A 17,662-nucleotide genomic window follows, 5' to 3' on the forward strand; every position below is an offset into this window, starting at 1 on the left:
TAAGGAGTTCCCCATGGCGGCTACGGCGCTGACAGATGCATTTATCCGGAAGATCCAAATCGACCACCGCAAGGACTTTGTCTATGCTCGGCAGCCCGGTCTCACACTTAGGGTTACACCAACCGGAAAGAAGACGTTTTCCGTCAGGGTACGCTCTCTGGATGGTATCGAACAGCGCATCACTATCGGGTCTTACCCCGACATATCGCTAAAGAGCTCGCGCGAGATAGCTGCTGAAAAGCGCGCTGAGGTCCGAAAGACCACAGGGAATCTGAACCACATCCAGCAAAAAATCAGGACGCATTGCGGGCGTCTCCGACGTTACGTGAACTGGTCGACGAGTTCAGGGCCGCGCGTACGGGAGTTCGAGTGACTTGGGCACCCGGACGTGAAGGCGGGAAATCTGAGGCGGAGCGCCGCATTTTTTCGGTCTTCAATCCACTTCTCGACTTACGCGCAACTGAAATTACACCTGACGACCTCGCAGCTGCGATGCAGAGCTATTCTCCGCCTTCGGGAAGTCCAACTGCGAACGGGCAATGCAGCAGGGCGCGCGCCTATCCCATGCCCGTATTCGATTGGGCTGCTGGTCGCGAAGAGTTCCGTGCTTCCGGACTCAAACGCCTGCCGGTGCTGAACGTACCGGACATGCGTGACACCGCCGATCCGGCAAGCGCCGACCCCAACATAACGGGAAAAAGAAATCGGGCATCGAGGCGAGAAGAAATGGATAAGGTGCTTCCGCTACTCATCCACCCCGCTACCGCTTGCCTGGCAATGCGAATGAACCCGGTTATCGACATGCGTCCGATCGCACTGCAATTCATCCTACTCACTGCTGCACGTCTCGATGAAGTAGTGACTATGCGCTGGCGTGACGTTGATTTCCAGCGCAGGGAATGGCTGAAGCCATCAGTAAAGATGACCAAGGGCCCGCCAAGCCCGCAGCTCCTGCCAATCCCCGACGCTGTGATCGGTCTTCTTCAGAGTCTCCCAGGCTATGAGAAGCGCCGCCAACAGCCTGACGCACTTGTATTCCCATCTTCCTGCGATACAGAGCTGCAAAACTAGGATCGGATCACCAAGGCAATCCAGCGTGAAAGCAAAACCACCGACTGGAATCGCCATGATTTGCGTCGGACATCCGCAAGCTTGATGAGATTGATCGGTGTAGACCTCGGTACGATCGACCGCATCTTGGGACACAACATCGATCATGACCGTGAAGGAACAAGCCGCGCACTCGACAACCATCTTGCTGATCTGGACATGGGCTATGTCAAAGACCCTCAACGCACAGCCTTGAGTAAGTTAGCAACCGTTTATGCGAAACTCACGGACAGCCTGAGCTGACGAACACCCAGCGCCGCACACTCATAGACGTGGCACCTGTGCCTGTTGCCTTAAGCGCTGCTCAGGGCGAACGGCACTTCCAAAGCCAGCCCGAAGCGGTCATCCGTGCTGGTGCCGGCTAAGGTCGGCAACGATGAAGGTTTTTCGACGCGGGCCATTGCGCCCGGTCTCTGTTGGGCTTTGGCAACTTAGAAGGCATGAGAGCTAAGGCAATCAAAAACGGCCACAAAGAGGGCGAATGGCAACTAGTTGACGCGGACCCGATGGAATACGTTCAAGGGGGGTTTTCGCGCCTGTCCGTTCTGGGCAAGGTGGTAATAATGCGCCGCTTGATGGAGTCCGGAATTGAGGGCAACACGGCGCATCGGATAATCAACCAAGGGGTCAGAAACCCGGCATCTGACTTTCCGAGGTAGACGATATCTCTTTGCCGCTTAGGGATGCGGAATTCAAAAAATCTTTGGCCTCTCGTCCCGGCTTAACTTCGACTGACTGGGTCGGGGCGCAAAGCACCTCGCTCTGATCGGCAAAGCGTACCCGGATACCTTGTCGGGATACGCGTTGCCACTTCCAGCCACGGAAGTTACGCCTGAGCTCGCGCAGTATACGCCTGAGCCAGTGGCCCCAGCTCAATCTTCCAGCGGTGCCACCAGTAGCCCATGCATTTCGTTGATCAACTTTGTAGTTCTCTGGTTTTCGTCCTGAAGCAAGTGTAGGGTGTTGGACATTGATGCCATGCGAGCCTCCAGGTCCCGGCGTAGGATCTGGAAGGCGTTGAGTTCCGTCTGGATTAGACGCAATGGATTCAAAAGCGCCTCTCCGATTTCTGAGCGCTCGCCCGTCTCGACTTTCAGTAGCGCGAGGAGCGGCAGCAACTGGTCCACTTTGCCATCCATAAGTTGCAGCGCCGAGAGCAGGATTTCCGCCTCCTGCGGTAAGATCAGTGTTTCTTTTTCCATAGTCATCGAGGAGTCTTTTAAGCTCTGCAAAACAGGGTTTGAGGGAAAACAGGAGGTCGTTGAGGTTTAAGGCGCGGCGAGTACGATCGAGTGCCCTGCAAAGCGCCAGTCGGGCTTTGATGTGACGGGGCTCAAATGCGGGTCCAAGCGCGCCGCCGCGCTGCACAAAGTCGCCTCGTTCAAAGAGCCATGACGCGTGGCCATAGCGGTTCGGTCTGACGCGCCGTAGGATTGGCGGCTGGTAGCGTGCAAGCCTTGCATCAAATTCATCTACGTTCCGCGGCCAGTAACGACGAATGACATCGCTCAGATCCTCAGCTAGTTTGGCCGCGCGTGGATCACGTAAGCGCTGCGCCGGCGCAGGTGGTGTGAGTGTCGGTACCTCTCGATCAAAATAGGTCGGTCGCTCCAGTCCCAGACGCGCAGCCATGGTGACATGATTGCGATCTGTTTGCAGCGCCGACAGACGCGGTTCAATCCTCTGACCGTCAAACGCTGTGCGCGATACGGCTATGTGAATGTGATCGTAGTTGCTGCCGAAATGGCGCGCGGCGATCCATGCTGTTCTGAGTGGATCAAGCCCCATGAGATGCAACTGAAAGGCCGCGATCTTTTGCCATGTTGCGGCGTCTGCCTGCAGGCCCTCTGGCAGAGATAGCGTGATATGCAGAAACCCTGCCCCGTTTGCGAGCCGCTCGAAACAATCACACAGGTCGTGACGCCCGCGACCGGGAACGGTCCCACCGACCAACTCAGCGCCGTCGCGCAGGTCATGGCTTTCGATGAAACGGGCGTTTTCATGCAGGACAGTAAAGGCGCGCATCAGGCGTCCCCCCGATCAGACGCGCGCATCAGGGTGATGATCTCCTCAAGCTATCGGGAGATCAGGTCCATGCTTTGCCTTGGTGCGTGATCGAGCCGATTAAGGCTAAGACCCACGCTGCCGATCATCTCGGCGAGCGCGTCATCGACCCCACTTTGAAGGGCTGACTTGCGCAGATAACCTGCCCGCGTGCCGAACCCTGCCGTCCTAGCTCTGTTATCAATCTCACGAGCCTCATCTTCGCTCAGCCGTACTTTGATTGTGATATCGCGACGCCGCGTTGCGCGAGGTGCAGATGTATTCATTTCCGTCATCAGGGTGATCTCTTTTGTTCGCAGAAAAAGCTGTGGTGCAGTCTCGAATGCAGAATGGTTTTTATCGAGCCCTCCGAACGTCGCGCGCGTAAAAACCTAAAATGGAGGGGCAGCTTTCGAGGCGTGATTGATATGGTGAGCGGATTCTGTCAAAGATTGTCATGGGCTGTGGCTTTTCGTGTGCAGTAGTCACACACATAGACTATCACGGCATAATCCATTGATAAGACATATATTCCTCCTGTCCGCGCGATACATGTGGAAAACCCCGAAAGAATTGCGAAACTTTCACTCTCGGAAATATTTTGTGCGCACCGGAAGGACCAAGCAGGGGAATTTGCTTCGCGCGCGTTCCTAGTTTGCATGGAGTGCTCGCGGAAAATCCGGATTGTCTACGGGCGGATTTCGCCTGACTGAAGTCTTTCGAGGCCCCTCAGGGTGCGGGGTCAACGAGGGTCAGGGCAAGCCATTTTTGAAACTCTTCCCCGATAAGCTCGCTTGCGTTCAGCAGCGCGGCGACAAGTTCTACTTTCACTAGCGCGTGTAGCTGAGGGAACTGTGTGGCGTAGCGTTCGACCTTTTCGAGGTACATTCGTGCGCTAGGGGTCGGCAGCCATGGTCATGTCAGGTCGCGATTGTAGTCTGCAATCAGGTGGTCGATGTCATCATAAAAATAAATGCCGTCCCTACGCAGAAACAAGCCGCAATCGCAGTAGGTCTTAATAGCGGAGACCGAATGGGAGATCATAATGATCTGGCTTTGGCCCAGCTTGTCCTTAAAGACCTGTTGGCTCTTTTCCTTGAAATTCTTGTCCCCGACCGCGGTGATCTCGTCGATCAGGTAACAATCGAAGTCGATGGCCATGCTCAGTCCGAAGGCCAGGCGGGCCTTCATGCCGCTGGAATATGTCTTGATCGGCAAATTGAGCGAAGCGCCAAGTTCTGCAAAGGCTTGGACGCTATCAATAACTCTTTCGGTATCCTGTCCGTAGATGCGAGAAACAAATCGTACATTTTCCATTCCCGTCATGGAGCCGTTGAAACCGCCTGCGAAGCCAAGCGGCCAGGACACTTTCACCGATCTGTAAACGCGGCCGCTATCGGGTTGTTCCGTGCCGGCGATGATCCGCATGAGGGTCGATTTCCCGGCACCATTGCGGCCCATGATGGCGACGTTGCGGTCTTTGGGGAACCGATAGCTCAGCCCATAGAGGATTTGCTTGCGCACACCCTTCAGAGTGTATGACTTGGAAACATTGACCAGTTCAATCAAGGCTACACCCGTTTCTTGCGATAGAGACGTTCGCCAGCGAGACCGATCAATATCAAACCGATGGCGAGGCCCAGCGGATAAGTTTTGCTCAGAATGGTACTTTCGTAATTTGGATAGAACCCTTCCCGGAACCACTCGACCAGATGCAGAACCGGATTCCATTTCAGGATAGTGATTGCTTCGGGCGGCAGATTGCTGGGAATGTAAAATATCCCAGACAGAAAGAAGAGCGGTCGGGTAAGGACCCTTTCGATATGCAGCCAAGAGTCCCAGAGCGATACGACGACGGCATTGACCGTGCCGAACCCAAAGCCCAGAAGCGCCGTAACCGCGAAGGCCTGTATGACAACCTCAGGAAAGGCGGGCAGACTCGAGAGCCCGAGCAGGATAAGGCCGCTGTAGAACAACACAAAAACAATCAGATAGGTCGCCGAAATCAGGATTAAACGGGCGAAAATGGCATCGGTTTCCTGGATCAGCGGATAAGTCAGCAATGCCTTATTCGCGTCGAAACTCGCCATCAGCGTGTTGGACAATTTGTTGAAAAACTCCAGCGTCAGAATGCCCGTCGCAAAGAATAGGGCAAGGCTCTGACCAAACGGCGGTTGCCGCCCGATCAACGTGAAAATCGTTACAAGCACACCAACGCTGGCAGCAGGCGTCACGATGGCCCAAAGATAGCCAAACTGCGATGTCCCGAAGCTGGCCCTGGTTTCGCGCAGGACCAACGACCCAATGACCCGAGTTTGCAAGATCAGCAGTGCGCCCATGATCCGTCCGTCACGAAATGTGGTCGCGCACGGAATAGGTGACCAATACGCCTATCCCCCACATGCTGAATACGACCACCGACAAGATGAAGATATTCAACGCTCGGCGTGGATAGATCGCATCCTCAGGGAGCGATGGGTAGCTGTAAACCGCTAGATACCGTTGTTGCCGGTCCGCATCAATGCGCGCCTGTTCCAAGGAGGACAGGGCTGAGGCATAGGCCTGCTCGGCAAATGTCTTTTCAATTTCCAGCGCTTCATAAGTGGCCAGCAGACCGGTGAGCGGAGAGTCCGGGTTCTCTTTGCCCGGTGGCGCAGCGATGCCGACTGTCTGTTCCGCGATCTGTGCCGTCAACGCGTCGGCCTTGCGCTCAAGGTTGATCTTGGCCGGAGAGTCTTCATCGACCTCACCCAGCGCGGCGATGCGTGATCTCAGATCGACAAGCTGCATTTTCAGTGAAGCCAGAAGTTCGATCTGAAGCTGTGCGCTGGCTGCTGGATCGATCGAGAGTTCCTGGTCCCGGAATCTCCGGACCTGCTGTAGTACCTCGCGCAGCCGCGCCTCAGCGCGCTGCACCTCGGTCCGGGCAAAGCGCACCGAATCCTGACGTGCGGTTTCGGACAGCTGGTTTACAAGTGCGCGCGTGTTTTCTAGCACTAGGTTGGCCGTCCTACAAATTGCGTCGACGTAGAGATAGCGGGACTTTTAAACTTGCTAACTACCCGCGGCTTGGTGAATAGACCCGAGAGAAACTGCCAAAGTCGCCAAAAAAATCACCCAAGTCATTAGGGACTGTTGATACTTAATCATGTCCTCAATGATGCTCGTCTTGAACCTGCCGAATAGAGAAGCGGAAATTAGCAGAACGAACGGCTCACGAGCTTTTTCCATAAGGATTAGAAGCCTTGTTGCGACTGCAACAAGGCTGAAAGATAGATGCGGGAAAAAAAAGATGACGGCTTCTGGTAGAGGGCACTTCCGCTTGATACCACTGCTCAAATGTAGTGTTTCCGATAGGATCTGAGAGCTGGTCGTTTTTCCGGCGGCGTCAGTTAGGTCAAGTGTGGTTCAGGAACTCTTCCTTCCAGATTTCTTTACCCTCGTTCGGCTTCTTCGTCACTGTGCGACCCCACTGGTGTTAAGTCATTAATGACCTCGTCGGCTTCCATATGGTTGCCGCTAAAACGATCATTACTCGTCGACCTCAATTCCACGGTCGCGGCACCATTGCTTCAACATACGCCGGATCATGGCTGGCCGTGTCGGAAGATCTTCTTGTTTGCGGCGCTGATTATCAATGACTTCGATCATGTCACGCGCCAATCGGAGGTTGACCGCTTCGGTATCGACTGTCGGGCGTCCTCTCGTCTTTTTTGGCATGTTTGACAATCTCTTATTGATTTTTGGTTTTATGGTATCATATAATTCGGTGTAGCAAGGCTCCTATCCCTTGCCACACCCTGCCACACTGACCTCGACTCGGAGACCAGCATGACTACCACTCCGGTTATCACGCGCCCCGGCGCGGCAAAAGCCCTGTGGCCCGCATCAGCCGCAGATGACAGCCCCACCTTCATCACCTGCACCTTCGACACGCTGACCAAGGCAGTGGATGAAGCCAATAATTTGGAGCGCGATCTTTCTCACTCCCTCTCCTGGGATCCCGCTTGCGCTAATTTCCAAGAAGCCGCCGAAGCCCGCTGGCATGATTGTTTGGCACTCAGCGGCGAGATCCTGACCGCACAGGTGGTCCATGCCGAAGATTTGCCAATGCAGCGCATGAGCATGCTGCTGCACTTCCTCATCGAGTCCACGGGGCCGGAAGAGGCTCTCAGATTTCAGCAGCTGTTCAATGAGAACCAGGAGTTGTTCACCGTCGAAGATGGTGATTGCCAAGCCCTGATGCAGACCGGCGCACGTCAGATGAACGCACTCGCCGAACTCTCTTTAGCGGCTGAAGCGCAGAATTTCCTGCCCATCTAAACCCAAACTCCCAGCATTCTTCTGACCCAGCCCGCGGCGGACACGCCGCAGCGCCCGGCTCAGCCATGCCATTTCTGAAGATTCAGCAAGCGCCAGTCCCGGCGCCTGCCTTGTCCATTTTTCCCTATGCGGAGGCTGCCATGCCCCACTCAACCTACGAACATTTCCCGCAAACGGTCCATCCCCACTGGCGCGCGGCCGCCGAAGCCAAGGGCTTCGGCATCCTGCAGCGGGTCAAGGACCGCTATCACCTGCTCCTGTCCTGCCACACCTGCCGACGGACACATGCCAGCAAGATCTTTGTTCTCATGAACAGCCAGCCGCAGTGCCCGCATTGCATCGAAGCTCGCTGGCAGGCCGCGACCCGCAAAGCCGCCATCACGGCTTCTACATCGCGGACTGCGGACACCGTTTGCGCCGCCAGTTTCAGCTGATCAAGAGAGCTGCCGCCGGGTTCTGCGACGTACGCTGCGAGATTTTGCACGAATATTTTGTGCAAATTCCAGCGGCGCGGACTCCGATCGGTCCAAAATCCGGATAACTCCCTCTTGGAAATAAAATGTCTCACCCCCCGCTAGCCCGTCCCATGCCTTCCTCTCTGCCCGCCTCCCTCCGTAGAGAGAAAGTTCGGCAATTCAAGCAACTTATCGGCGTTGTTGCGGAACTCTGAGTGCTAAGGATCACATCACGAAACCATGCGGTTAAACGGGGCAGATGAGCAAGCCCGCTACCGTACGACGAATTGGTCCAGCTACAACGACGCGCTCAGAAAGCGTGGGTCGCTTCTGATTTGGTTGGACAAAGAGATGACTTGGCTCACGTCGCATGATGGCAGCCCCGGTCGCCCTGCGGTTTTCTCGGATGCGACGATCCAATTCTGCCTGTCGACCAAGGTTCTGTTCAAGCTGCCACTCCGTCAGACCGGAGGGATGGTCACCAGCCTTTTGCACCTGGCTGTTCTGTCCTGAAAGAGGTCTGTCCGGAATAACTCACCCCCCCATACAAGCCAAAAGACACGTGCTGAAAGCGCTCTGCGCCGGATGTCAGGAGAACAAAGCTAAGACAAAACTGTCCCACTTCTTTATGTGATGTGTCCCGGTGGGACAAAATACACAGTCAAGCTTTTGATTTTATTTGACAAAATTTGAGAATGGTGCCCGGGGGCGGAATCGAACCACCGACACGAGGATTTTCAATCAAGTTACCATACGTGATTTCAATGAGTTACAACAAAGTGCATCACTTCCTGTATAACTTTTGAAAATCAGAGGAGAGGCTTGAGCTTAAGATATTGAAATAAAATAGCTTTCAAGGATACAGAGTTCAAAAACCTGCTTGTGACCGCAAGATGTACAGCGGTCACAATGTAACTCAACCAGCCATTTTTGGCCACATTTCCGTGACCATTAGGCCTCCAGAAAATGACGCATTCGTCGATTTACATAGCGCCGACTTACCAAAAGTGTGGCATCACCTGTGATCCATCTAGAATACCAGTTTGCCTTGGCAGATTTAACAACCTCCAAAGCGTCCACTAGGTTGATATATGCCCTCTTAAATTTCTCAAGTTCATTTTTTTGAATTAATTCAGAGTTGGTTTCTAAAAAGAGAGTCAAACAGAAAGCCAATGTTTCCAATGCAACTCTGTCTTCCCTCCAACTCTCGGGGTCTAGAGTAACGTCAACAGTATCAGCAAGCATATCATCATGCCGAAGATGGCCTAGATAATAATTCTCAAGAAAAATCTTCTCATTCGCCTCTTCAACACTTTGGCTCAGCAAAGTAGCCAACTTTAAATACTTATCATTTGAAAAATCAGCATCCGTCAAACTCTTAGATGCAGACAAAAGCATGTGTCGGCTATCCGAAACAAGCTGCATTAAACCCATGGATTTCCCGTTATTCCAAATCCGAAGGCCAAACTTCTCAACAGCTTTCCAGTTTATTGCAGCATCTAAGTCAAATGCCAATTTGCATAAAAATGGTGAACTGGATTGCTTAGAGTAGGACTGGGTCACAATCATGGAGCAAATATCAATCGAATTGCCAGACATACGATTGATGGTTCCTTTGCCATCTCTATGCAACCTGTGCAAAGCTGATGAAAGAACTCTAATATTGTGAACCTTGGACACTCCCTGTAGCGCAGCGAGTGATCCCTCGAGAATAGCCACTCTCATGGGATTGTCGTTGCACAACAATTTTATTGGCCCCATGGGGCTATCCAGCGCAAGCGTAACCGGCGCTAACGCTGAAACAAAATCAGACATCGTTGTGGCGTCTGGCAACAAGTATCCAAGTGCATCCAAAGAAAAGTCAATCAGTTCAGCATTGTGCGGCTCACCCGTTATTGCATCGCCTAAAGCCTTGCATACTGTTGTGGAAGCTCCTCGCTTATCCTTAGTGCGGATTTGCAAGGCCAGGTGAGCCGGTACTGTTCGAGATCCAACAGACACGTGTTGCAGGCATTCTGAAATCAGATCGCTAGTACCTTCGTGAACAGATTCTAAATGGCGAGCATAAAAGAACTCCATAAAGGTTCTGTGAGTAAACTCGAAAACGTTTTCACCCACCTCATGCAGTATCCATGCTCGACCAGTTAAATGATCGACCATGTGCCGAGCGGCCTCAGCGGACTTGCCCTCTCGATTATCTATATAATCTTTACGGAAAAAGTCTCGCGCCTCATCCAAGAGATCATCTTTGTTGATCCGACCGCCGTACTCTTCCCTTTCATAAAGCAAAGCTGAAAGGTGTTTGAATAAGTCAAAGAGCCGGTACCGCTCAGGTAAGTCAGGTATGATATCCCGATATCCGTCCCAACGCTCGAACAGCAGGTCTGCACAGAAGCCATATAGCCCAGCCCGATTATCTGGGATCTCACTTTTCTTACTGTAGATAATAACAATTAGCGTCAGTAACAACGGGCTGCGAATGAGCTCCGCAGCTTTTCGGTGTGCATCTGCCAAAAACACCGAACGGTTTTTCTCCGTTTCAACGTCATCTTTTTTGAGAACCGTGCAAGAAACATTATTGTATATTTTGACAATTGCACCGTCGTCCAAATGGTCGACACCTAGATGACTGAATCCATCCAGAGGTTGGGTTTCATACCCCACATAACGTGATGTCACGAGTAACGAAACAAGCGGAAACTCTTTTGTGAATCGTTCTAACTCGCCAACTACTCTCGCACGATTTGTCGGCGTCAACACTTCGTCCAGACCGTCTGCAACAACAAATGCTGAACCGATTCTCAAATGGTAAAGAACTGTAGCTTCCACTGGTGGCGTGTCAGGGTCGAGCACTGTAGAGCTAATTTGTTCGAGTATATAATGGGCTAAAGTGAGGCGCTCATCATCTGCTGCCCGAGCGATATAAGTTCTGAGTTGAACGAATACAGGAAGTGTCGTTCCACCCGAAAGAAATTGCTTGGCAGTCTCTGAGCAGAGTTTTTTCGACAGAGTACTCTTCCCACCACCTGGGTCACCAAGCAAAACAGTCTTTGAGATAAATTCGAGAGTGTCGTCCCACGAATTCGCAATTTCGGTTCTTGGCAAATGCCTCCGCAAGTCTTGGTACCCTACGAAGTTTCCATTCCTAGGGATGTAGCTTACCGGTACATCAACATAGATTTGGTCCAGTTCAACGCGCACAACATCACCAGACGAACCGTGTACATCCACCGTATTTAGAGACTGGAGAGTTGATTTCGCATAGTTTTGCAAGGGATCGAAGTGCGCACTAATTTGGCCGGCAACTGTGAGCGGATTGAAATCTTTCCCTTCAATCCATCTTCCTTCCTTATCCACAAGAGACGTTACTAGCGACGAAATTATAGTTGCTGATCGTTTGGCTCGATCCGCCAGAATACGCTTCTGCCGACGCTGACCTTCAAAAGTGAGATTTTCTGCGTAACTTTCAGCGGCTTGTTCGCAAGCTGATCGAAGGCAGATAGCCATTTGATTGGCGAACACTTCGGACGCTTCAGAGTCTCGTGCCCCTCTCGATAAATGGATGTAAGACATTAAGAGTTTTGCATCTGTGTCTGGCAGGTCCGAACCAAATATTGAAACCAAGTGATCAAGCAACCCCGAGCTTGATATGTCCAACAGGGCTTGGTTCGAGGCTTGCGTAAGGCCAGAGAAATTTCCAATCGAGCGCTCTAATGCATCATGTATTCTATTTTGCTTTTCCTTCGCACCATCGCGCCTTAGGTCTCGGCGCATCCGCCCGGTCAAAGAATAACGCCTGTGAATTTTCGAAAGAACTTTGCCCGCTAGGGCTGTGATGCCATTTACGGCCACACCTTCTGCAATAGGAGTCATGATCGCTCTTCAAATAATTTGATTAAGCTGCAAACTAAGACAACCTTAAGGCTATCCGCAATAGTTGAAACACAATATATGGAGGGCGTAGCGACTAATTTTTCAAGATAGGCTACTATTCAGCACAACAATGGAAGTGCTGCCTATGAGTTTCCTAGTCGATCTACTCCCACTTGTGCAAATGCTGCGAAAAAAGTTGCTACAGTCAACGACCTCAGCGCGTGGGAATATACTCAAGCGCTCAATGAGTCTCCTTTTTCTCCCGGACGTTACCTGCTACGACTACCTCTGACATGGCAGACGCGGCCATGTTGGGGCTTAGAAACCCCTCTACGACTAGGCCGTTAATACGGCTGAACCTTTGACCCTATGGTCGGGGTGCCTGTGTTATACAACAGGCTCCGGCTAAAGGCACAGGGACCGTGTCGTAGCGGTTTTCTAACACCCCGATCACCAGTCAACGGCGAGGGCGCTCGCAGATCGGGGCACATTGAAACAAGACCACGACAATATCGATGCAGAGCGAAGCACCGGACACCGTTCCCGCCGCTTCGGAAAACAAACCACCTGAACAATCAAAACCCCTGTCGGCCTTCATCGGTGTTGGCCGTATCGGGGCGGTGCGGGCCGACTGCCCTCATCAATCCATGACAACAGGCATTAAGACATGACAGACTCACAAGACACAGACGACAATAAAGACGAAGGCAGCATCTGGGACGTGTTCCGGCTCATCGGCTTTGGCGTCGTCTGCTATTTTATGTACGTGATTTTCTTCACCGATCCCCGAGGAGACCAATTCAACGAACTGGTCGAAACCTCAGCACCCGCCGACCAGAAAGTGTTTCTGGACATCGTCGGGACGGCTATCGAAACGGCAGACAGTGCCAGCAACGATGCAGCAGAGACAGCAGCCTACATCGCAGCCAACGAACAGCTTTGCTCCGGCCAGACCTTCGACCCGTTCAGCATGAAGACCGGATGGGTCGGGATTTTCGATGGCGCTGACCTCACGGACTCAAGCTCGAAAATGTATGTTGAGATCGACATCGGCTACGACAACGAAATCCGGGCCGTGGTGCCTGACGCATTGCGGAACACTGTGTTGAACATCGAGGACGGCAAGTCGGTCACATTCTCAGGGTCGTTTGAACAGGGCAACATGTATGAAAATCAGTGCCTGGACACCATCGGCTCGGTCCTGTTCGGAGCGAAGCCCAAACTGACCAACCGGCAGTTTACCTTCGACCTCAGGCAAATCGCAGAAATCGCCGAATGATCTTTGAGACGCATGGGAAGCCATTGCTGTGCGTCCTTCACTTTGCCCCCCCTTTTCTAATTCAGGTTCACAGGACACCATGAAGACGTTAACCTTTTCCACCCTCCTTGCCTTATCGGTCATGACCTTCGAGACCGTCGCATCCAGCATTGCCCAAGCACAATCCGTCAGCCAATCCCAATCGCAGCTTGAGGTGACGTTCAAGCAACTGCCCGAGCGGGACCGGATCACGATTCAAGCCCAACTATCCGACTTTGGCCTCTATGCTAGCACCTTGGATGGGCTGTGGGGGCGGAACACTGAAAACGCCCTACGCCAAGCTGCTGCGACGATGGAACAGAACATGGGGACAGAACTGGCATTGCATTCGTCACAGCAGGCTCGGGCGTTTCTTAACCAATTCCTCGACGGATCAGCCAGTGCCTTCATGTGGGGTGAAGGTGGCGAATGTGACGGGTGCGGAGAAACTGACCAACAACACTTTGCTAACGCAGAGAACACAGTCGTTCTGCCGGTAGGGTTTCAATGCAATGCGCAACCCCGTGTCTACCAAGCTGGCAGACTAGAATTTGGCGGGTTGGAATGGACCCAAGTATCTGATCAGGTCGAAACTCTATTGGCATCGTTCAAGCATTCGACGGAAAATGGACGCCGCCTTGATCCATCAGAAATGCGTCAGATGGAAGACATCATCTATACCCACGAAATCCCCTATGCAGCGGAGTTTTATGGGTATGCACTGTATCAGGCTGGCGACCTCACCCGAACGTGTCAACGTTCTTCCTGCACCTGCTGGCCTGCTTTGCAGAGGAGGAACGCCGACAGATATCAGAACGCACCAGAGCCGCACTCACAGCGGCAAAGAACCGGGGAACCGTCCTCGGACGGAATGCACATGCGTTAGCGGCCCAACGGCAGTCAGAGAAGCGGACATTCTTTGAGACGATCCGCATCGAATTTGAACGTGCGTTGGTCGAGGCTGGATCATATTCGGGAGCAGCACGACTGCTGAACGAATGGGATGTAACGACGTGCAAGGGCGGTCGCTGGTATCCACAGACTGTGAAGAATTACGCGGTGTTCTTATCGGAGGGCGATTTGCAGCATTCTTGATGGCTTGCGCCAGAATGATGGCTGTGCGGACAAAGCAGACTTTGTCATCCGCAACAACTATCGCCATTCTGGATCGGCGGGCAAGGCACTGTGGCATAGGAGCAGTAGACACAACAGTCCCCTTCCAACGGCTTCAAGACCGCTGCGCAAGACTTGCATTCATAGAACCACTGGCAAGCATCCGTCGGCATTATTTCGGTTTCGCTGTGACCGCATTTCGGGCACGTCAGGGTGCTTTCAAGCACTACAGTTTGCTCTGTCATTGTTTCACATCTGCATTATCAGGTAATCGTTGATCCGGGCCTCGTTAAAGACGACGACCCAAGCCAAGCCTGTGATAGCTGTCGTCCCCGAAAGCCACCATTTCAACTTTGGTAGGGAACCTCGCTGATAAGTTACAAGCCACGATATCGCGACAAGCACCGTCGAAATCGCCAATACGTGGTAGCTTGCCGCCGCGATCTTTCCGAAAATGGCCAGCCAACTGCCCCCTAGTCCCAGCAACATCATTGTCATGGGCAATACACAGCAAGTCGCAACGCCAAGTGCTGACAGTGATCCGAGATAACTAACGCTAAGGTACTTCTGCATTTCATTCCCTTGATCAATTTGAGGTGTCGAAACGACGGCCTTTGGTATAACTTCTGTAGTCGCTACAGGATCAAGACGGAAAAACTCACATGTTTGCGATTGGGGAAGCATCCCGGCAAAGTGGCGTTGGTATTGAAACCATCCGCTACTACGAACGCGAAGGGATCGTGCCTAAACCAGAACGGGCACCGAATAATCGGCGGATGTACTCTGCGCACGATGTTGGAAGGCTTCGCTTCCTAAAAAAATGCCGTGATTTGGGCTTTCCACTAGCCGATACAAAGACGCTTCTCAGCCTGTCCGAAGGCGACGGAGAGGATTGCCGATCAGTAAAAAAGCTGGCTGAGCTTCATATCTTCAATGTGCGTGAAAAGATAAACGAGCTGAAGCGATTGGAAGCGGCGCTGAACGAACTCACAGCTAACTGCGACAGCGGGAATGTCTCTTGCCCCATGCTCTCAAAACTGCGTACCGACTAGTCAAACTTTGGGCTCAAATCAGTCATTGCTGCCCGACCTATTCCACTTCCCGACCAAAGCATCCAGCGCATCTTTCACAGGGTTCCGAGGGTGTAGCGCCATGTCGGCCTCTACCACCGCCAGATCGAACGCAGCTTTCGGCGTCAGGAATTGCTCAACGTCAAGTTCTGGAAACAGCGATTGTATGATGTCCCCCCAAAACAGCAACAGATAGTGCCGTCCGTGGCATCTGATACAGGACGCAGATCGAATGTGTGTGACGGCGCACGAAGGCCTTTGCCGTAGCCCCCGACCAGCGCGTTGAACGACACATTTCATTCCCGAGAATGTAAAACGCAGTCATACATTTCAATTGCATTATGTTTTTCTACTTCCTAATCGTATCCCCAGAACACATTCATGGACCCCAACTAAAAAGGAGACTCGTATGAGCACAACCCTTGAGAGGCTCAAACGTGAGAGAGCCGAAATCGACGCTGCCATCGAACGAGAAAGCGGAAAAGAGGAAGCAAGGAAGAAGCTCAGAGCGCAAGCTGAAAAGTTAGGCTATTCAATTGAAGAGTTATTTTTGTCAACCGACGATGAGCAACAGTCAAAGCAGCGCCGCCCCAAAGCAAAGCCAAAATACCGTGACCCGGAAAACCATCGCAAAAGCTGGGCGGGCGAAGATTCTGGTCGACCGATGCCGGACTGGTTGAGGGAGAAGCTCGATGCTGGCCACAAGCTGAAAGAGTTCCTGATCGAAGACTAACGATACGAAGTCAGTTTCGATACTAGGCGGGGCTTAAGCCCCGCCTTTTTTTTTGTTTTCATGCTGGCGTCTGGGTTCAAAATCTTCAGAGGTCTACAAAACTGAATGCGCTTCAAATATTCCTCTAATGATCGCTCCTTTTCGTGGCATACTCCCAACTAGTTTAGAAATTTTTTCAAAGAATAATTACATTTACCACTTGACATAACGTGCCCTCTTCGATATTAACGTCGTGTTCCAGCAAATGCTCGAACCTCCCCCTGAAAACTTAATACGAAACCTTTGTGAACACCCCTTATGAGGGTTCTAAAGGTATGATCAATCAATGAGGTAATTACTGTATGATGAAAAAACACCAGAAATCCGTTCCAACTTACGCCAAATTCATCGTGGACTCGGTGGAACTAAGGAACAAGGCGACGGATGTTCTGAAAAATATCTACAAAGAACGGGGACTAGATATTCCCTGTGCCAACACAGCAGCCCAGATGAAGAGTGATGTTATCAAACTCGTCGCTCTGGGACTGTGTTAGAACGAGGCCGCCCAACAGGTGGCCTCAGTGAGCAGATCGCTCATCTAACCAAAATCATTGAAAACTTAAATTTACATCTGGCAGCCCCTACAGGGGGCCGCTGGGTGATGCCTGACACTTAAAACAAAGAAAAACCAAAATGAAAAACAATTCCAACTTTACTATTTCAACACCGATGGGTGAGGGCGTCATGCACGGCAATGTGTGTGTTGTAACTCAAACCGGAAATGAGAATTGGTCACTAGAGCTTTGGCACGAAGCGCTCGACGATTGCAGTCGTGAGTTCATTTCTAAGAACATAATGGTCGAGTTTGTTGGCCATAGCGTTGATTGTGATACCGGAGAAGAAGACAAACTGTCACCTGTCTATTTTGCTCTCATTTTATCGAATGGGCTAAGCTATTTTGAAGTTTCCGAGCTAATCAAAAAGCGTGTTTCTCAGCGGCCCTCAGGAACTGCGTGCTTCGTTCGCTGGATGGATCAAAAACAACGAGACAGCGAATTTATCGTAAATCAATTTTATATACATGATGACAAGACGATGTGGTTTGATAAACGAACCGGAAAGCCTCTCAACTACATTGAAGTAGACCATCTTATAGACAGTGACCTTGAAGATGTTCTTCACGGCATTGACCAATCTAGTGTTGTGGATTGGGGGCAGGAATTGCTTGACGACGTCTACTATGATGAAATCCATCGCACGATGGAGATGTATTTTCCATCGCTGAAATGGAGAGAAGAATATCATTATTGCCATCCACGCAATGTTTTTACCACAGGGTTCATCTCTACAGGCGTGGAGCGTGGTCCAATGAGCTGTGACGGGCTATGGATCGACGGGAAGTACTACGAGGATGTTTTTTGTAACAATCTTTCTGTCTGGGGGATTCCAAACGAAGTGATAGGATTCGATGACATGTCACATTTTGACTTGGAGTATGACGAAATCAAACGAGTATTCGACGACCAAGGGCGGTTGGCGAAGTACCTACCAAAATAAGAAACACACCCAAAGGTTATTTCAACGGAATAGGCCGCACTTATGCGGCCTTTCTGCCCCAGCCTTGGTGAGAATGCAAGACGAACGGGCAATGCTGATTAAGTACAGG

23 protein-coding genes and 2 pseudogenes are annotated in these 17,662 nt (G+C 51.7%); 12 read left to right on the plus strand and 13 right to left on the minus strand.

Annotated elements, in window-relative coordinates; translation table 11 throughout:
• Positions 1–13: 13 nt before the first annotated feature.
• The 3 genes from ACXAET_RS19370 (at position 14) to ACXAET_RS19380 (ending at position 1,353) form a co-directional block, all read left to right on the plus strand.
• On the plus strand, positions 14–373 hold the full coding sequence (locus tag ACXAET_RS19370) for an Arm DNA-binding domain-containing protein (protein WP_475189116.1): 360 nt from the start codon (positions 14–16) through the stop codon (positions 371–373).
• Complete coding sequence (locus tag ACXAET_RS19375; protein WP_475190197.1) at positions 370–1,071, plus strand: hypothetical protein; 702 nt, start codon at positions 370–372, stop codon at positions 1,069–1,071. The genes ACXAET_RS19370 and ACXAET_RS19375 overlap by 4 nt, the downstream gene beginning before the upstream one ends.
• An 84-nt stretch (positions 1,072–1,155) precedes the next feature.
• Entirely contained in the window at positions 1,156–1,353 is a 198-nt protein-coding gene (locus ACXAET_RS19380; protein WP_475189119.1) for a hypothetical protein, read from the plus strand.
• 629 nt (positions 1,354–1,982) lie between these two features.
• Here the strand turns inward: ACXAET_RS19380 and ACXAET_RS19385 are convergent.
• From ACXAET_RS19385 to ACXAET_RS19425, 9 genes and pseudogenes are all read right to left on the minus strand, one after another.
• Complete coding sequence (locus ACXAET_RS19385) at positions 1,983–2,318, minus strand: hypothetical protein (protein WP_475190203.1); 336 nt, start codon at positions 2,316–2,318, stop codon at positions 1,983–1,985.
• A 60-nt stretch (positions 2,319–2,378) separates the two neighbouring features.
• Positions 2,379–2,582 (minus strand): hypothetical protein, encoded by a 204-nt coding sequence (locus ACXAET_RS19390; RefSeq protein ID WP_475190206.1) that lies wholly within the window; start codon positions 2,580–2,582, stop codon positions 2,379–2,381.
• 208 nt (positions 2,583–2,790) lie between these two features.
• Positions 2,791–3,135: pseudogene (locus ACXAET_RS19395) on the minus strand (relaxase/mobilization nuclease domain-containing protein); the annotation flags it as partial.
• 50 nt (positions 3,136–3,185) lie between these two features.
• Positions 3,186–3,449: a plasmid mobilization protein gene (locus tag ACXAET_RS19400; RefSeq protein WP_475189123.1), complete on the minus strand. Its 264-nt coding sequence runs from the start codon at positions 3,447–3,449 to the stop codon at positions 3,186–3,188.
• A 433-nt stretch (positions 3,450–3,882) separates the two neighbouring features.
• A complete protein-coding gene (locus ACXAET_RS19405) occupies positions 3,883–4,041 on the minus strand; it encodes a hypothetical protein (RefSeq protein WP_475189126.1) in 159 nt (52 codons plus the stop codon).
• A gap of 27 nt (positions 4,042–4,068) precedes the next feature.
• Entirely contained in the window at positions 4,069–4,722 is a 654-nt protein-coding gene (locus ACXAET_RS19410; protein ID WP_475189132.1) for an ABC transporter ATP-binding protein, read from the minus strand.
• Positions 4,723–4,724: 2 nt separating this feature from the next.
• Positions 4,725–5,492, minus strand: a complete 768-nt coding sequence (locus ACXAET_RS19415; RefSeq protein ID WP_475189137.1) for an ABC transporter permease — start codon at positions 5,490–5,492, stop codon at positions 4,725–4,727.
• A gap of 10 nt (positions 5,493–5,502) precedes the next feature.
• Complete coding sequence (locus tag ACXAET_RS19420) at positions 5,503–6,150, minus strand: KpsE/RkpR family capsule polysaccharide export protein (RefSeq protein ID WP_475189143.1); 648 nt, start codon at positions 6,148–6,150, stop codon at positions 5,503–5,505.
• A gap of 534 nt (positions 6,151–6,684) precedes the next feature.
• Positions 6,685–6,873 carry a hypothetical protein gene (locus tag ACXAET_RS19425; protein ID WP_475189149.1) on the minus strand — a complete coding sequence of 63 codons (189 nt, stop codon included), beginning with the start codon at positions 6,871–6,873 and terminating at the stop codon, positions 6,685–6,687.
• A gap of 111 nt (positions 6,874–6,984) precedes the next feature.
• On the opposite strand from ACXAET_RS19425, the gene ACXAET_RS19430 reads away from it, so the two are divergent.
• From ACXAET_RS19430 to ACXAET_RS19440, 3 genes and pseudogenes are all read left to right on the plus strand, one after another.
• Positions 6,985–7,476, plus strand: a complete 492-nt coding sequence (locus ACXAET_RS19430) for a hypothetical protein (protein WP_475189155.1) — start codon at positions 6,985–6,987, stop codon at positions 7,474–7,476.
• A gap of 140 nt (positions 7,477–7,616) precedes the next feature.
• Complete coding sequence (locus ACXAET_RS19435; RefSeq protein WP_475189161.1) at positions 7,617–7,910, plus strand: hypothetical protein; 294 nt, start codon at positions 7,617–7,619, stop codon at positions 7,908–7,910.
• A gap of 261 nt (positions 7,911–8,171) precedes the next feature.
• A pseudogene (locus ACXAET_RS19440) lies at positions 8,172–8,438 on the plus strand (transposase); the annotation flags it as partial.
• Between the two features lie 444 nt (positions 8,439–8,882).
• Here the strand turns inward: ACXAET_RS19440 and ACXAET_RS19445 are convergent.
• Positions 8,883–11,804 (minus strand): NACHT domain-containing protein, encoded by a 2,922-nt coding sequence (locus tag ACXAET_RS19445; protein ID WP_475189167.1) that lies wholly within the window; start codon positions 11,802–11,804, stop codon positions 8,883–8,885.
• 667 nt (positions 11,805–12,471) lie between these two features.
• Here ACXAET_RS19445 and ACXAET_RS19450 point away from each other — a divergent pair.
• The 3 genes from ACXAET_RS19450 to ACXAET_RS19460 all read left to right on the plus strand — a co-directional run bounded on the left by ACXAET_RS19450 (position 12,472) and on the right by ACXAET_RS19460 (position 14,196).
• Positions 12,472–13,083: a hypothetical protein gene (locus ACXAET_RS19450; protein WP_475189169.1), complete on the plus strand. Its 612-nt coding sequence runs from the start codon at positions 12,472–12,474 to the stop codon at positions 13,081–13,083.
• Positions 13,084–13,162: 79 nt separating this feature from the next.
• Positions 13,163–13,987, plus strand: a complete 825-nt coding sequence (locus tag ACXAET_RS19455; RefSeq protein WP_475190209.1) for a hypothetical protein — start codon at positions 13,163–13,165, stop codon at positions 13,985–13,987.
• Positions 13,876–14,196, plus strand: coding sequence for a hypothetical protein (locus ACXAET_RS19460; protein ID WP_475190175.1), 321 nt, complete (start codon positions 13,876–13,878; stop codon positions 14,194–14,196). The genes ACXAET_RS19455 and ACXAET_RS19460 overlap by 112 nt, the downstream gene beginning before the upstream one ends.
• 44 nt (positions 14,197–14,240) lie before the next feature.
• Here ACXAET_RS19460 and ACXAET_RS19465 read toward each other — a convergent pair whose 3' ends face one another.
• Both ACXAET_RS19465 and ACXAET_RS19470 read right to left on the minus strand, forming a co-directional pair.
• Positions 14,241–14,459: a GDCCVxC domain-containing (seleno)protein gene (locus ACXAET_RS19465; RefSeq protein WP_083828990.1), complete on the minus strand. Its 219-nt coding sequence runs from the start codon at positions 14,457–14,459 to the stop codon at positions 14,241–14,243.
• 4 nt (positions 14,460–14,463) lie between these two features.
• Positions 14,464–14,787 carry a hypothetical protein gene (locus ACXAET_RS19470; RefSeq protein WP_475189178.1) on the minus strand — a complete coding sequence of 108 codons (324 nt, stop codon included), beginning with the start codon at positions 14,785–14,787 and terminating at the stop codon, positions 14,464–14,466.
• An 89-nt stretch (positions 14,788–14,876) separates the two neighbouring features.
• Here ACXAET_RS19470 and ACXAET_RS19475 point away from each other — a divergent pair, with 89 nt between their 5' ends.
• Positions 14,877–15,266: a MerR family transcriptional regulator gene (locus ACXAET_RS19475; RefSeq protein WP_475189180.1), complete on the plus strand. Its 390-nt coding sequence runs from the start codon at positions 14,877–14,879 to the stop codon at positions 15,264–15,266.
• Positions 15,267–15,284: 18 nt separating this feature from the next.
• On the opposite strand, the gene ACXAET_RS19480 is transcribed toward ACXAET_RS19475, so the two are convergent.
• The gene (locus ACXAET_RS19480) at positions 15,285–15,473 is read right to left on the minus strand and encodes a hypothetical protein (RefSeq protein ID WP_475189183.1); all 189 of its coding nucleotides are present in this window, start codon (positions 15,471–15,473) and stop codon (positions 15,285–15,287) included.
• A 220-nt stretch (positions 15,474–15,693) separates the two neighbouring features.
• On the opposite strand from ACXAET_RS19480, the gene ACXAET_RS19485 reads away from it, so the two are divergent.
• Together ACXAET_RS19485 and ACXAET_RS19490 are read left to right on the plus strand one after the other, a co-directional pair.
• Positions 15,694–16,017: an H-NS histone family protein gene (locus tag ACXAET_RS19485; protein WP_475189185.1), complete on the plus strand. Its 324-nt coding sequence runs from the start codon at positions 15,694–15,696 to the stop codon at positions 16,015–16,017.
• A 672-nt stretch (positions 16,018–16,689) separates the two neighbouring features.
• Entirely contained in the window at positions 16,690–17,553 is an 864-nt protein-coding gene (locus tag ACXAET_RS19490) for a hypothetical protein (RefSeq protein WP_475189188.1), read from the plus strand.
• Positions 17,554–17,662 lie beyond the last annotated feature (109 nt).

Source organism: Ruegeria sp. AWH4_226, assembly GCF_056159225.1.